A 14,366-nucleotide genomic window follows, 5' to 3' on the forward strand; every position below is an offset into this window, starting at 1 on the left:
ATTCACTCCTCTACCGAGATGACTTGCACGATGAGCGTATCCGTTGTGATGGGTATGTTCACCGCATTATCGCTTATCGTACCGGTTAAACTTTTCACTTCAATTCGATTAACAGTCGGCACCGCGCCAATCGGGATAATGTAATTGAGCGTAATCGTGCCTTCTTCGACTTGCTTAACCGTAAACGCCGATATGGTGTACGCGCCTGCGTTCAGGGCTATCTTATCAATCCGATCCGCAGCGTACTGCGCCATCTCGTTCTTAAACACCTTCGTAATCATACGGCAGCCACCCCTGTACCCGGTTCGGCAAACGGTGTTATACCCGCTTTCCAGCTTGTCCCCAATTTGGTATTGCGGGACAGCTTATGACTCGTAATCTGTTCGCGAAGGTGTATCTTGTCTACTAACGCCGTCTGCTGTCTGTATTCCAGATTAGCCGGTTTCAACATCATAACAGTTCGTTCGACTTCTCCGAACACAGGCGCATCTTGAATAGCTGTCGTGACGCTCAATCGATACAATCCGGGTTCAAGGGATACCGTCGCTTTACCCCGGCCGGCAATGTAGTCGAGCCTCTCCTGCAAGTACCGTACGGTGAACGGCGGCTTGATCTGATACCGGTTCAAAATGCGCAGCCGACGAAAATCAAGCGTCTCCTCCGAGCTCGCCTGGATGCCAAGCATCGCTTCCCGCCGTTCGATGGCCGAAGTGCTGGCCGTCTCCACAAATTGATCGTCGTGCAGAAGTTGTACAGCTTGCAGGAGCCGCTCCAGCTCCAGATCTTCCGATACGGACAACTCTACAAAATCTTTTATTTCTTGATAAAATGGCGGCAGATACGTCAATATCGCATCAGGCATTGATTGTCACCGTCCCCAAAAGAGGTATCTCATCCTGTGCTAGCGTCAGATTGTTAGCAGCTCCATTAAGCAATGTTCCGGCAACATCGATTACGCCAGGGACCGTAAGTATTGCTCCTTCTATCAGAGCAATTCGAACGACGAGCTGGCTCTGATTCGCCCAAGATTTCCGCAAGTCCGTCAGATATTCTTGAATGGCGGCCGTTATGAAGGCTTGAACTTGACTTACGGTAACCCCAGACAAAGTTACGTTCGTTCGAACGTTCACCGTCTTACTCGCTACGCCGGCAATGGTCACCTTATGACCAATCGGAGCCAGTCCTTTTCCCGTCCCGCTATTTCCTGTCGGATCAACATCCGTCTGGACCATATCAATCAATGCAGCCGACGGTACGGACCAGTCCGAAGCAATCACCGTACATTTGACCGTTCCGCCGCCCTGCCAGATCGGATATACCTTCAAGCCGCCGATCCCGTTCATGGATCCGATCAATTGCTTATAGTCTGCGACATTGCCGCCGAACGCAGGACGGTTCACGTGATCCAAGTATCTCGTGCGCAGGGCTGCGTCGGTTTCTTCATCCTCGCCAGGCACCAGCACCTTGCCGAGCTCTGCTCGGACCAGAGCGGGTACGAACTGGATCGGAAGCAGCGCTCCATACGGTTGGTTGCCGATGGTACCTACTGCTTCGCAAGTTAGCGAATAAATTCCGGTCCCGATCCGCGAGGCAACGGTGTATATGACCTCGCCTATCGAGTATCGGCTGCCGGACGGAACGTCGATCAGCGTATCTCCTGTCCCATAAAATTTGCCCTCCCTTACGGAAGCCGTTGCCGGTTCTCGATTAACCCCGAATTCGGCTGTACGCCGGGCCAACTCCGTTCCCGAGGCCGTATCCGCAAATGATAATTTGTAATTGACGTCGAGCTCGATATACATTTGAGCCAACTCAGCCGCTGCTGGGGCTAAAGCATCGTACAAAACAGAGCCTTGACGCTTATCGATGTCTCCCGGTACCCTCGCAAGCATTCGTTCCAAAATCACGTCAGCGGTTTGCGTTTCATACATGGGTTGTCACCTCCCCCTTAAAATCCCCAAATACCGATACGACAGAAAATACAGCCGTTGCGATGTCCCCGCTAATTTCGACTGTAAAATCCGCAATATCACGAATCCGGTCATCCTGCATCAATGTTTCCCGTATGCGGCGGCGAAGCTCCGAGCGTACAAGCCCCGGATTGTTCCCAATCAATCTTGCCATTTCATTGCCATAGTCGGCATCATAAATTAAATAAGCGAACCGGTCCGTCTGCAACGCTTTGCGGACTGCCTGCTTCACAGCCTCCATGCCGTCGATCATGCCGACGACTCTCCCTCTATCGAAATCCAGCTTCCATGTAAGGGACGGCGGTTGGAACTCGATACTGTCTGCCCTTATTTGTCCGCCGAGCGGAATCATGTTACCACCACCTTATCCAGAACTAAATAATGCTGACCGCCTTGAAGCCTGGCGAGCAGCACCTGATCGCCGACTTGCAGCGCACGGCGGATCACATACTCCGTGCTGCCAATGCTAAACTTCAGCTCCGCGGTCGCTTCGGTCAGAACTAAAAAATCCGCATCGAGAGTAAAACGCTGATCGACGTTTACCTCGAGCGGATTCGATTTGGTTACGGTGCCGTATAAGAAAGCTACGGGGTTCGACGCCTCTACGGCGCTCATCGCAGCCTTGCGTATGGCATCCAACATTTAGACCACCTTCAATGTCATGGACATGTTATGCTCGGCGTTGCCGAAGCTATGCTTCACTTCTTCCGCTAGCATCAGCTGACGGATGTTCAGCGACGAAATGATAATCTGCACGTACATGCCTGCGCGAACTCGAATATCGCCGATGGCATCGATAGATAACGTGCGCTGCTCGCGGTTTTTCAGCACTGCAAGCTGCTTAAGCTTTTCATCGATTTGTGCTTTATTCAAGTTCTCGTCTATGCTCTCATACAGCTGCAGCACCCCCCACTGCGCCATATTGGCGCTATCTTGTATCTGGAACACATCCCGTTTTCCCGTCTCTTTGTTATCGCGGTATAGTTTGATCCGGTTGAAAGTATCGCTGTCGATATCTTTCCCGTAATCGTAACCGGTGAGCAGACTGCCGTCGCCAATATAAAAATCAGTTTGCAATTGGCTCGTCCTCCTCAGGGAAAGAGCCCCGAAATCGTCAAAGAAAACGAAAAACTGGCCGGCATTGTTATGCGTCAGCACATTCGCCTTCTCAATCATATCGAATAGCGTCTGACCGTCTTCCATCATAGAAGGGATTTTATATTCGGTTGGATCTATCCTGCCCGTCTTCAATTGAAAATCCTTCGCGATCTGCCGAATGACATCGCCTGTCTCCACATTCTTGAATACATACGTCGCTTTATTCAGCAAATAACGCGTCTGGTCATAGGCCGTGACGCTAATCTCCTGATCGGCGTTCTGCTTCAACCGAAAGACGTAGCCATAGAATACATTCGCATCCCCTAGCCGCACGCGGATGACGTCACCATTTTGAATCGAGAAATCCGAATCTTGCCCTAAGCCGCCATTCACGACGGACAGTTCGAGAGCCGCTGGTTTTCCAACGCGCGAAGTCGTCCAGGAAACATCCGTCACTATCGTCGATACGTCCCATACGCGCCCGTTCTTGTTATCGATCAGAATCTCAAGCATGTGCGTTCACCGCAGGCAGTTTCAGAATTGTGCCGATCTTGAGCATCTTCGTCTGGGCGTCGCTAATGCCGTTCAACGCTTGTATTTCCCGCCAGCGGCTTCCGTTGCCGAGCGTCTTCTGGGCGATCTTCCACAACGAATCGCCTGCGGCAATCGTATAGGTCTTCGCAGGGACACGCTCATCCGCACGCTTCGCGGTTGCCTTCGTCAGCTTATTATTGTCGAATGTGGCGCGTTGAGGCGAGAAGTAGCGGTATTCCTTCAGCTTGAGCTTATACTCGATATCGCCTGGTGCACCTGCAGACTCTCGCCACTCGAACGACTCGATACTCGCCGGTGTATTAATTTCCATGGTGTCCCCAACATATATAAAATGGATCGGGTACTTGGATTCCCACCAACGCATAATATGATCGACGTACTGCTTCGGCTGAAGCGGATACCTCGACTGGATGTACGGATAATGCGAAGAGTAGTAATGTCGCTTCTCTCGTATAGACGGAATCATCGTTCGGAGAAATGGGAAATAAGAATCGTCGATCGGATACGAATGTGCCGGAAACAGACTTTCGATCGAATAGGACATTAACCCTCGATCCTTAATAACATTGATCTTGCCCAGACCTTGCACCTCGTGCTCAGACCCTTCGCCGCTCGCTTCTACGCCAATCTCAGCTGGCAGCACCGGCAGATCAAACCCTTCCTTCTGATCATCCCAGCTGAGCCAAATGCCGTAACTCATCCATACACCCCCTGTGCCGACGAGACGAGCTCCTCCTGTAATCTCACCTTAATGTTGGCAATAATCTCGTCTACGGATTTACCGTCTTGACGGATATGAGTGTCCCCGAAGCTTAGCTGAGGCTGCAGCGAGACGAAGTTTTGAATGTTTTTCATCTCCGCGAGCTCGCGCATGATTTGCAGATCCTCGCTGGAGATATCGACGGTATCGTTAATTTTGCCGACTTCGCCGACTCGGTTAATGTTATCCACGTTTGAAGTCATTGGTTTCTGCGAGCTGTTCCACTTATCCGCGTCCGACGCCATTGGCTTCTGCGAGTTGTTCCATTCATCGAGTATCGATTTTTCCTTCTTTTCGTCATTCTTCTTAAAATGGAACGAGTCCGCAAATGCAGAGCCCTTATTGAACCCGAAATCAAAACTATCTTTCAGGTTTTTCTGTTCCATGCGTCCGATCGATACAACGTTTTTAGTACTCTCCGGCTTCTCCAGCTTATCAAGCATTCCCTGCAGACTGTCACTCATCGCATTAATGTTAGTAGTGTCAAACATGTCAACCGTACCAAGATCGACACCCGTCAGATCCGCTATTTTGCTGCTTAACCAGTTGAAACCTTTCAATATGCCATTGATTGCGCCGAGAATGACTTCCATGAAGCCGCCGGCAAAGCCCTCTGCGCTGCGGAGCATATTCACCATGTACCCGCCAAAAGTCATGGCAAGATCATAGATCAGCTTCTGCACTGCATAAGTTGGATCAATAAACAGGTTAATCAAATATTCTGCGAAACTGGCGAAAAGGTTCCACAGTGTTGCGACCGTATTGTAAATAATGGCGCCTAACGTCATAAATAACCCAACAATAAAGCCGATAACGTCCGCCGTTGTTACGCCGCATTTTTGCAAGGCGTATATTAGAATTCCTATAGCCACTGCAATAAGCGCAATCGGCCAATTCATAAGGAGCCAATTGTAAGCCATTATGATTAGAGGAGGAATGGATGACCACAAGGACACAATCATAGCTTGTATAGGAGGGATCATAGCCCAGATACGCGGAATAACCAGCATCCCAATAAGCGACGCAATTCCTCCAAGTACAGAGCTGGCGATCGTCCAGTTATTGCCTATCACTTCAGCAAGCCATATAGCGCCGCGAACTAATCCTACTAGTATCGTTGCTACCCACCCAATTGAAGCGCCTAAAGCATGAAAGAACGCTTGCATTTGGCCACTTTGGAACATCTCGTTGAGCTTTGAGATAAGTGGAAGCAAAGCCTGAACCGTTGCTCCTCCCGCTTCTGCCAATGCCGACTTGGCATTGCCGCCGAGCGTTTTGACTTGGTTGGCTGGAGTTGCTTGCATCGTCCGGAACGCTTGCTCCCCCATGTTCTGGCTCTCCAGCAGGTTGCTGAACGCTTGGATGAAGCCGGCTGCTTTATCCTTTTTGCCATACTTAGCGTAATCCTTTTGAAAATCAGCTAAAGCAGATTTCGGTATATTGTAACTATCCGTTAGACTCTTGACATCGCCGCCCATAGCCGTTTTTAACGCGCTGAACGCTCCTTTAAGACCGCCGCCATTAAGATCGAATGCCGCCATTTGAGAAGCCAGCTGACCCAATTGACTCATTTGGTCGGTATTCTTCGTCATGGGGAATAAAGACATCAGCCCTTTTTGATATGTCGGCATATCCTGCCCCTTCGCCAGAGCCTCCCGCTTGAACTTCTCGAACATGGCGCTGCCGACATCGGCCTTGCCCGTTCGGGCAATGAACATATCCTTCAGCTTCTGCTCCTCCATCGCAGCACCAACCGATACTCCGATCTGCGCACCTGCAAGCTTTAAATAGGTCGCAGCAACTCCTTTAAGATAGTTCAATAGCTTCCTCGAGAATCCCCCGGCTTTGTCCAATTTCGCGTTCGACTGTTCCTGCAGCTCATTGATTTTCTGTTCCAGCGCAGCGATCCGCTGCAGTGCGGCTTCAAGCTGCCTCGTATTGCCGCTCGCCGATCCTAGCTGTCTAGTTGCGGCCAGCAGCCGTAATACAAGCCGCTGAAGGTTGGCGAACATAACATTGAGCGAAGACGGAAGCTGGACTTGAATGTGGGCACGAATCGTCCCGAGCTCCGACTGAATCCGCTGCTTAATGGCAGCAATGTCCGCAGCATTGACTTGCAGCCCGATTGTGCCAGCTCGCTGTAAGGCAGCCAACATCTGAGCCCGGATTTGCGCCAGATTCGCCACGCTTACACCTACCCCAACCGACGCCGACGAGAGCACTTGGCCAATTCGCTGGCGGATGGACCTCGCCTCCCGGATCGCCGCATTCCCGTTGACTGTGACAGAGATCGCCACGGGCCTTAAGCCTCCTCCGGTTAGTTGGGCGCGTAAACTGGCGGCATTCGGAGCGGTAACTTGAACACCGACATTGATGCGGTCTATTCTCTTCAGTTTATCGATTTCGCTGACGGCGCCGGAGGTATCTACATGAACCGATATGCGCTTCTCCAATTGCCGCCGCAGACGTTCTGCCGCGCTGACCATTCGGTTCAGCGCTTGCTCTGAACGTTGGAGCGTGGTTGTAAACTGGTCCATATTGTTCAAACTCACGCTTATCGTTGGCATTATAAACACCTCGCTTTGCTACTTTTTGCGTGATTTCGAGGCTTGTTTTTCTTTCTTGACCCGGACGTCGATCATAGCATAGATGGCCGCCTTCTGAAGGCGGCCCATCTGCATCAATTCATGAGGCAAAATCTGCAATTCATGGAGGGCGTAGTAGGCGTAAACCGCCTCGCTGTCGCCCTCCTCGATCAGTTTTTTACCTCTTCGACCAAGTCGTTCATATCGCGGTCGAAGCCGTTAAGCTCCTGAACCTTCGCGACTAGTCCGGCGTATTCGCCGGGACGCAGCATTTTCCGCAAAAGACCTTCTGCTCCGAGAACGCCGTACGACTGCTGCAGCTGCGCATCTTTCAAGTCCGGGTACGTAATGCTTGCGACGACAAGCTTAGCCAAATACTCGTCAGCGTTCGTTTCCACCGTCTGCTGGCCATGCTTGCCCTTCACTTTACGCGTCGCCGATTTCCGGCACTCCTCATTCTCCGCCTCCGTCATACTGCGAAGCTTCCACGGCACGGGCGCACCCTCGCTGTTCCGAAATCTTTCTGAGACGATGAACGTCTCTGCTTCTTCCATTACTGCATTCTGCGCATAGAATGCGCTAAGATCTTTTGCCATTAGTCGAATCCTCCTGTACAGGTATCGTATTTTTATGATCAGATGCCCGGCTTGCCGAATGGATCGTTAATCGTTACGCCTTCGAACGTAAAGTCGATATCCTCTTCCAAGGCTTCGCTATCCGTATCAAGCTTGGCCATGATGACCTTATCCAAATTGACGCCTTTGAGCGTCACGTCTTGCTTGCCAACCGAAGAGTTCGGATCTTCATTCACGATATGGATGTCAAAATAGGTATCGACGCCCTTGTCGACGTAGGACAGCATCAACTCACGGAACAGAGACGTCGTGTAGTAAATCGTCATGCTGCCGCTGCCGGACCAGCCGATCGCCTTATGTTTCGTGCCGCGCTGGCCTAACATTTTAATTTCGGCCTTTTCCTTCTCGATCGTCGCCTCGAGCGATTTGATATAGAACATTTCTTCGACCTTGCCGTTAATGACCGCATAGGCCCGGCCTTCACGTCCGTTGATCGTATCGTTAGCGCGAATGTAGGACATTCTACTTCACCTTCACTTTCATATAAATTTTCTCAACACTGTCAACCGGCTGAATGCTCGCTTCAACCGTAACGCTGTCCGAGTCGGCCCCCTGAAGCACCGCGATGTCCGTCTGCGAATCGAAGTTCTGGATTGCATTCGAGTCCTGCAGACCGGTCAAGTAAGTGACGATCTCGGACTTCAGCAGATTGCGTCCATCGGCATTGTTGTTCACTTTGCCCAGGTAGTACTGTTCGAAAATCCGCTTAATGTCGTTGCCAATGCCGTCGAGTACCCGAATAACCCGGTTTTTTCGGAACGCTTTGCCTTTCTCGCCGCCGTAGCTGATCAAGTTGTTAATGTCCTGTTCGACGATGGCCCGGCCATTATTCGCTGTAAATAAGAATTCGCCCGCTTCTAACGCGGCAATCGTCTGCGAATTCGTATAACGCGGCAGCGCATCGGCTGCATCATCGTAGCTCTGGTACGTTAACGACTCCGCCACGCCTGCCGCCGCTGTTGCCCCTGCCACCCAAGCCGTTGCCTGAGCAGCCGATAGACTCGTGCCGTCCGACAGCACAACGCCATTTTTGACACTAATAACGCCTTCGTGATTGGCCAGCGGGTAATTCGCCAAGACAGCCTGAATCTTCTTGCCATCTGATTCGCGAAGTCGTCTAGCGAAAGCAGAATAAACGCTTTTGAGCGTATTATCCGAAGCGGTCAGCGCCACGGTCTGAAAGTCCTCCAGCTCAAGCGCAGCCAAAAACTCGCTATGGTCGGCATTCGTCGCACTTCCGTCGTCGCCGCCCGTCAGCGCCGCACCTGCAGTCAGAGTAAGCGATCCTGTGCCGCTGAAGCTAACCCAATCGTTCGGTTTCAGTTCATCCACTTGAGAAACCGTCTGGGTTTCGATCGAATCCCCATCCAGCACAGTCGTCACATCGAACTTCGAATTATCATCGATATTGGTTTGAACAATTAAGCTCAAATCATTACCGCGTACGCCGCCATGTGCAGCCGTACCCGTCAAAGCGCCGATTACCGCACTCGCCTTGGTTCCTGCATTCAGCCGGAACAGCAACAACGTGGACGCTCGCTTGAGCACTTCCCGAATCAGCAGCAATTGCGATGAGGTTATGGTGTAGCCAAGGATATCCTTGACGTTCTCGCCCGCCTGAATTCGAATCATTTGTTTAGCCGGTCCCCACGAGAGCGGAAGACCGATCGCCGCCGTTCCTCTTTCTCCAATTGCACCAATCGATCCGCCATCGTTCACAAAATTGATGTAGACGCCCGGACGCACCTTATTTTGAGCTGCCCATACTCCGCCTGCCATTCTACTTCACCGACCTTTTCTCGAAATCTCGAATTAGACGCTCTACAGCGCCGAACGTATAGAATTCACCATCTGTCAAAATAGCCGACAGCATATCCTTCTGCTGCGGACTGAAACGATTCGAAGCCGCAAACTGCTGTTTGCTGTACAACGCTTCTGATGCTTGCTCTACCGATTTACTCATTTTATCCACCCTTCCATAATCATTGCCGCCATTCGGGGCACTGGTTGCACTTGCTTGTACACTTGCACTCTAACTGTGAAAAAGAATTGCAGAACTCTTTCAACCGTCTCATACCGCATCCCCGTCCCGCGGAGCTGCCCGCCTCCTGATGGAATGTTCTCCAACGCATCTGCAAGCTTCCCGGCCACTAGGCCGGCTTCTTGGACAGGCTCGTCTGTGGACGGAAAATATTGAATCGTAAAAGCATATAACCGTTCGTAACGCTGGCCCATAATCCGCTTATACGTTACTTGGGGTTCCATCAACCTAAAGTACGGTTCAGGAATCCCCTGACTCGTTGGCTCCGAAAGGATCGGTACGCCGGGGAAGGTCTCCGCCAATACGCCAGCGACCGCTTCGCGGACTTCGTTATCTGCCGTCTCTCCCTCAGCCATTGCTAATGCCCCCTTTAGCTGCCTTGTCTGGCGGCTCTCTTCGTTTTCGGAATGCGAGGAGCCCTGTCCTTCGCTCTGCCATAAAGACCTAACCTCTCTTTCGATCCGGCGGCAGCCGGTAAAATAATAGGGCCACGGCAGTCTCAGCCGAGGCCCTAAGGAACAACAGAAAAGGCCGCCCAATTGGACGGCCTCGCTCATTTCGATATTGTTTTCATACTAGCATATTATCACGGGTTGACATGCTTTGCTACGCCTTTGTTCCGCCATCCCGCCGCCAACCGCCCGCCGCAGTTCGGATGAACTGCAGCAGCCCTAACTAAAGGGATTCTTCATGATTATCTTGCTTCATAAATACAAAAGGCCGCCCATTTGGACGGCCTCGCTCATCTCGATAATGTTTTCATACTAGCATCTTATCACGGGTTGACATGCTTTGCTACGCCTTTGTTCCGCCATCTCGCCGCCAACCGCCCGCCGTTACACGGACAACCGGCCGAACTCTTGCAGCGCCTTCGGACGGCTTCGTTCGAAGGTGCGCCGCGAGGTCTGCATTCGGTCCACCACCTCGTTAATCTCCAGCCCCTCGACATACCGCAGACGCAGCAGCTTTGCATAGTCCGGCTTGTAACTCTCCAATGCCGATAAAGCCGAATCGATCTGGTCTCGCTCATTCTGAAGATCTTGGTACTCGCTCAACCGGTCGAGAACACCTTCGTAGCCTTCCCTATTGCCTGTGCGCGCTTCAATTACTTTCTGAATTTTACTACGGATTTCCCGCAATGCTTTAGCGTCCTCCTCGTCAGTTGCCGTCTTCGGTACAGCAGCTAACTGTGCCTTCGTACCTGTCGGATAACCGGTCAAGTAAGCATGAGCCGTCGTCTCCAGCACTTGCTCCCGCTTCGTGAGGTACATATACGATGGCATTCCGCGCAGCTTTCGGTGTAATTCCATTAGATGGTCATCCTGATTGATTCGACTTACGGTAATCCCCGCGCCGACCGAATAATTATCGAGCACCTTAAGCCTGGCTAGTATTCTCTTATAGCTGGTAAGACGCTCAATTGCTTCAGACTCGTGCATTTTATAATAAGAAGCTTGCTCCGCCGTGTGTTGCAGTTTCATTTTTACGCCACCCTTTCGTTATATTTCACATGTTTTTATATTGATAAAAAAATTATCACTCGGTATAAAAAAGACGACTTAACTGACAATATTGACGAAAACTTTTCGATCAGTTATGCTTGGTTGTGATAATATTTTTATCAACCAACCGACAGCTCTCCCTCAATATTTGACAAGCGGCTGTCGTATTCCGATTATATTTGATAAAATTATTATCGTCAATGAGGTTTTGATAATAATATTATCAATAATTCGAAAGGTAGACCAGCCATGAATCTTAATCAAAGAATTTCTGCGTTACGGAGCCACAAGCGTCTTACCCAAGAACAAGTCGCAAGCGTACTCGGCGTCAAACGTGCCCGGTATAACGCATGGGAGAACGGCATATCCAATCCCGATCATGTGATGCTGGCAGCATTGGCTCAATTCCACGGCGTTACGGTAGATTTCCTGCTTGGATTATCTGTTCCAGAGGGGGAGACGCTTTCCCCAGGCAACAAACATGCCGATAAAGATACAGATGAGGCTTTCCTGGCGGAGCTGACCGTTGAGTTGGAGCGGAACCATCATCTGGCCAGAGGCAAGAACAGCAGTGATGTCGATACGATCGCTGCACATCATGATGGAGAAGAGTGGACAGATGAAGAACGTGAAGAAATTGAGCGCTTCAAAGCGTACATCCGGTCAAAACGCAACCATCAGGTATAAAGCTACGAATTATGAAAAGCTGTTGAGAGATACGGCTAACCAAGGCATCGATATTCAAGAATGCCCTATGGTTCCTTCGATCAAAGGTCTATACGGAGACGGAACCATATGGATTAATCAATCCATATCGACCTCGACTGAGAAGGCTTGCGTGCTTGCAGAAGAGCTTGGTCATTATCACACCTCGTCGGGGGATATATTAGATCAGCGCGATTCGATGAATCGGAAGCAGGAGCTTCGTGCTAGAAGGTGGGCATACGAGCGGTTAATTCCGTTAGATCGACTAGTCGATGCTTATAAAGCGCGCGTGAAGGGCCGATTCGAACTGGCGGAATATTTAGGCGTAACGGAACCATTCTTACAGTCCGCTATCGATCGCTACCGTGACAAGTATGGGGTGTTCACGATGCTCGACGATCGTTACATCATCTATTTCGAACCTCTTGGCGTTGCGGAGATATTTGCGCCATGGTGAGATTGAATCCCTCGATTTGATCGGAGGATTCTTTTTTATTGCTAGTGATTCGCCTTCCCGCTTTCATTGGCGGTAATCTAACGAACTGGAAAAGCGTTATTGGGCGATGAATCAGCTCTTTTCAAATCTAACGAACCCACGTGATCTTATTTGATCCAATTACGTTACTTACACGCCGATAATGCTTTAATAACGTCGCTGGAGTTCGTTAGACTTGCAAACTCGTATTTTGAAGTCAAATAGCGCTTCTACGATTCGTTAGCCGCCGCGGCGACAGTAATCCGTGCAGCGACCCATTCCTCCCCCACCAGTACAATGCAAGCTCCGAGCCCTGCTCATGCAAAGCGCGTTTTGCTTTGGTACTTAGGGCAGTAACGCCAGCGGAGCGGGCGGTATCACGAGCGAAGAAGCGTCAGCGGTCGCCTTTGTTGACGGATTGTAACCGATTCACGGTCTTACATATTCATTAACAATCCGGCAACAACAGCGATCGTAGCCGTGATGCCGTCCGCGCAGCGCCAGCTGACCATTCTCCCAATAAAGCAAAAAGCCCCCCGCCATCCGGCGAGGGGCTTGCATGGTACACCTTAACCGATCGAACCTTCCATCTCGAACTTAATGAGACGGTTCATCTCGACCGCGTACTCCATCGGCAGTTCTTTCGTGAACGGTTCGATGAAGCCCATGACGATCATTTGCGTCGCTTCCGCTTCCGACAGACCGCGGCTCATCAGGTAGAAGAGCTGATCCTCGGACACTTTGGATACCGTTGCCTCGTGCTCGAGCGTAATGTTGTCGTTCAGGATCTCATTGTACGGGATCGTATCCGACGTCGACTCGTTATCGAGAATGAGCGTATCGCACTTGACGTTCGCCTTCGAACCTTCGGAGTTGCGTCCGAACGAAGCGAGGCCGCGGTACGTTACTTTGCCGCCATGCTTGGAGATCGACTTCGACACGATCGTCGACGTCGTATCTGGTGCCAGGTGGATCATCTTCGCGCCTGCGTCTTGGTGCTGGCCTTTGCCTGCAACCGCGATCGACAATACCATGCCTTTCGCGCCGCGTCCTTTAAGGACAACCGCAGGATATTTCATCGTCAGCTTGGAGCCGATGTTGCCGTCGACCCATTCCATCGTCGCGTTTTCTTCCGCAACGGCGCGCTTCGTAACGAGGTTGTAGATGTTCGGTGCCCAGTTCTGAATCGTCGTGTAACGAACGCGAGCGTTCTTCTTGACGATAATCTCAACGACCGCGCTATGCAGCGAGTTCGTGCTGTATACAGGCGCTGTGCAGCCTTCTACGTAGTGCACGAAGCTGTCTTCGTCCGCGATGATGAGCGTACGCTCGAATTGGCCCATGTTTTCCGAGTTGATCCGGAAGTAAGCTTGAAGAGGAATTTCGCACTTCACGCCTTTTGGCACGTAGATGAAGCTGCCGCCCGACCATACTGCGCTGTTAAGCGCTGCGAACTTGTTGTCCGCCGGCGGGATAACGGTGCCGAAATATTCTTTGAACAGCTCTGGATGCTCGCGAAGCGCCGTGTCCGTATCGGTGAAAATAACGCCTTGCTTCTCGAGATCTTCCTGCATGCTGTGGTAAACAACTTCGGACTCGTATTGAGCCGATACGCCGGCGAGGAACTTCTGTTCCGCTTCTGGAATACCGAGCTTGTCGAACGTTTCCTTGATTTCTGCCGGTACTTCCTCCCACGTTTTACCTTGCTTCTCGGAAGGCTTAACGTAGTATTGGATGTCGTTGAAATCAAGATCGTCCATGTTGCCGCCCCATTGCGGCATTGGCATTTTGTTGAACTGCTCGAGCGATTTCAGACGGAAGTTCAACATGAATTCCGGCTCGCCCTTCATTTCCGAAATCGTGCGAACGATCTCCGGCGTCAATCCTTTACCGGATTGGAATATCGCCTTATGCTCGTCGCGAAAGCCATACTTATACTCTTCCATCTCTGGCATTTTCTTCGCCATGGCTGATCACGCCTCCTTATAAAAAGTTATGACAATTGCTGTCGTTATCTTCAGCCCAGTCCAAGCCAACCCA

17 protein-coding genes are annotated in these 14,366 nt (G+C 51.0%); 2 read left to right on the plus strand and 15 right to left on the minus strand.

Going from position 1 to position 14,366, the window contains the following annotated elements; all coding sequences use genetic code 11:
• Positions 1-2: 2 nt before the first annotated feature.
• The 14 genes from PKO01S_RS09960 to PKO01S_RS10025 all read right to left on the minus strand — a co-directional run bounded on the left by PKO01S_RS09960 (position 3) and on the right by PKO01S_RS10025 (position 11,125).
• Positions 3-281 carry a ketopantoate hydroxymethyltransferase gene (locus PKO01S_RS09960; protein WP_127531187.1) on the minus strand — a complete coding sequence of 93 codons (279 nt, stop codon included), beginning with the start codon at positions 279-281 and terminating at the stop codon, positions 3-5.
• Positions 278-862, minus strand: coding sequence for a putative phage tail protein (locus tag PKO01S_RS09965; RefSeq protein ID WP_127531188.1), 585 nt, complete (start codon positions 860-862; stop codon positions 278-280). Before PKO01S_RS09965 ends, PKO01S_RS09960 begins: the two co-directional genes overlap by 4 nt.
• A complete protein-coding gene (locus tag PKO01S_RS09970; RefSeq protein WP_127531189.1) occupies positions 855-1,931 on the minus strand; it encodes a baseplate J/gp47 family protein in 1,077 nt (358 codons plus the stop codon). Before PKO01S_RS09970 ends, PKO01S_RS09965 begins: the two co-directional genes overlap by 8 nt.
• The gene (locus tag PKO01S_RS09975) at positions 1,924-2,322 is read right to left on the minus strand and encodes a DUF2634 domain-containing protein (protein WP_127531190.1); all 399 of its coding nucleotides are present in this window, start codon (positions 2,320-2,322) and stop codon (positions 1,924-1,926) included. Before PKO01S_RS09975 ends, PKO01S_RS09970 begins: the two co-directional genes overlap by 8 nt.
• Positions 2,319-2,612: a DUF2577 domain-containing protein gene (locus PKO01S_RS09980; protein WP_127531191.1), complete on the minus strand. Its 294-nt coding sequence runs from the start codon at positions 2,610-2,612 to the stop codon at positions 2,319-2,321. The genes PKO01S_RS09975 and PKO01S_RS09980 overlap by 4 nt, the downstream gene beginning before the upstream one ends.
• Positions 2,613-3,581 (minus strand): XkdQ/YqbQ family protein, encoded by a 969-nt coding sequence (locus PKO01S_RS09985; RefSeq protein WP_127531192.1) that lies wholly within the window; start codon positions 3,579-3,581, stop codon positions 2,613-2,615.
• The gene (locus PKO01S_RS09990) at positions 3,574-4,323 is read right to left on the minus strand and encodes a LysM peptidoglycan-binding domain-containing protein (protein ID WP_127531193.1); all 750 of its coding nucleotides are present in this window, start codon (positions 4,321-4,323) and stop codon (positions 3,574-3,576) included. The genes PKO01S_RS09985 and PKO01S_RS09990 overlap by 8 nt, the downstream gene beginning before the upstream one ends.
• The gene (locus tag PKO01S_RS09995; RefSeq protein WP_127531194.1) at positions 4,320-6,950 is read right to left on the minus strand and encodes a hypothetical protein; all 2,631 of its coding nucleotides are present in this window, start codon (positions 6,948-6,950) and stop codon (positions 4,320-4,322) included. The genes PKO01S_RS09990 and PKO01S_RS09995 overlap by 4 nt, the downstream gene beginning before the upstream one ends.
• A 188-nt stretch (positions 6,951-7,138) precedes the next feature.
• Positions 7,139-7,564 carry a phage tail assembly chaperone gene (locus PKO01S_RS10000; RefSeq protein WP_127531195.1) on the minus strand — a complete coding sequence of 142 codons (426 nt, stop codon included), beginning with the start codon at positions 7,562-7,564 and terminating at the stop codon, positions 7,139-7,141.
• A gap of 38 nt (positions 7,565-7,602) precedes the next feature.
• Positions 7,603-8,064, minus strand: coding sequence for a phage tail tube protein (locus tag PKO01S_RS10005; RefSeq protein WP_127531196.1), 462 nt, complete (start codon positions 8,062-8,064; stop codon positions 7,603-7,605).
• Between the two features lies 1 nt (position 8,065).
• The gene (locus PKO01S_RS10010) at positions 8,066-9,382 is read right to left on the minus strand and encodes a phage tail sheath family protein (RefSeq protein WP_127531197.1); all 1,317 of its coding nucleotides are present in this window, start codon (positions 9,380-9,382) and stop codon (positions 8,066-8,068) included.
• Position 9,383: 1 nt separating this feature from the next.
• Entirely contained in the window at positions 9,384-9,566 is a 183-nt protein-coding gene (locus tag PKO01S_RS10015) for a hypothetical protein (RefSeq protein WP_127531198.1), read from the minus strand.
• On the minus strand, positions 9,563-10,000 hold the full coding sequence (locus PKO01S_RS10020; RefSeq protein ID WP_127531199.1) for a phage tail terminator family protein: 438 nt from the start codon (positions 9,998-10,000) through the stop codon (positions 9,563-9,565). Before PKO01S_RS10020 ends, PKO01S_RS10015 begins: the two co-directional genes overlap by 4 nt.
• Before the next feature lie 480 nt (positions 10,001-10,480).
• A complete protein-coding gene (locus PKO01S_RS10025) occupies positions 10,481-11,125 on the minus strand; it encodes an ECF-type sigma factor (RefSeq protein WP_246070517.1) in 645 nt (214 codons plus the stop codon).
• A 270-nt stretch (positions 11,126-11,395) separates the two neighbouring features.
• On the opposite strand from PKO01S_RS10025, the gene PKO01S_RS29030 reads away from it, so the two are divergent.
• Complete coding sequence (locus PKO01S_RS29030; RefSeq protein ID WP_174818561.1) at positions 11,396-11,833, plus strand: helix-turn-helix transcriptional regulator; 438 nt, start codon at positions 11,396-11,398, stop codon at positions 11,831-11,833.
• On the plus strand, positions 11,766-12,308 hold the full coding sequence (locus PKO01S_RS10035; protein WP_127531200.1) for an ImmA/IrrE family metallo-endopeptidase: 543 nt from the start codon (positions 11,766-11,768) through the stop codon (positions 12,306-12,308). The genes PKO01S_RS29030 and PKO01S_RS10035 overlap by 68 nt, the downstream gene beginning before the upstream one ends.
• Positions 12,309-12,895: 587 nt before the next feature.
• Here PKO01S_RS10035 and sufB read toward each other — a convergent pair.
• Positions 12,896-14,293, minus strand: a complete 1,398-nt coding sequence (sufB, locus tag PKO01S_RS10040; RefSeq protein ID WP_127531201.1) for a Fe-S cluster assembly protein SufB — start codon at positions 14,291-14,293, stop codon at positions 12,896-12,898.
• Positions 14,294-14,366 lie beyond the last annotated feature (73 nt).

The organism is Paenibacillus kobensis NBRC 15729, assembly GCF_004000825.1.
GTDB lineage: Bacteria > Bacillota > Bacilli > Paenibacillales > Paenibacillaceae > Paenibacillus_T > Paenibacillus_T kobensis.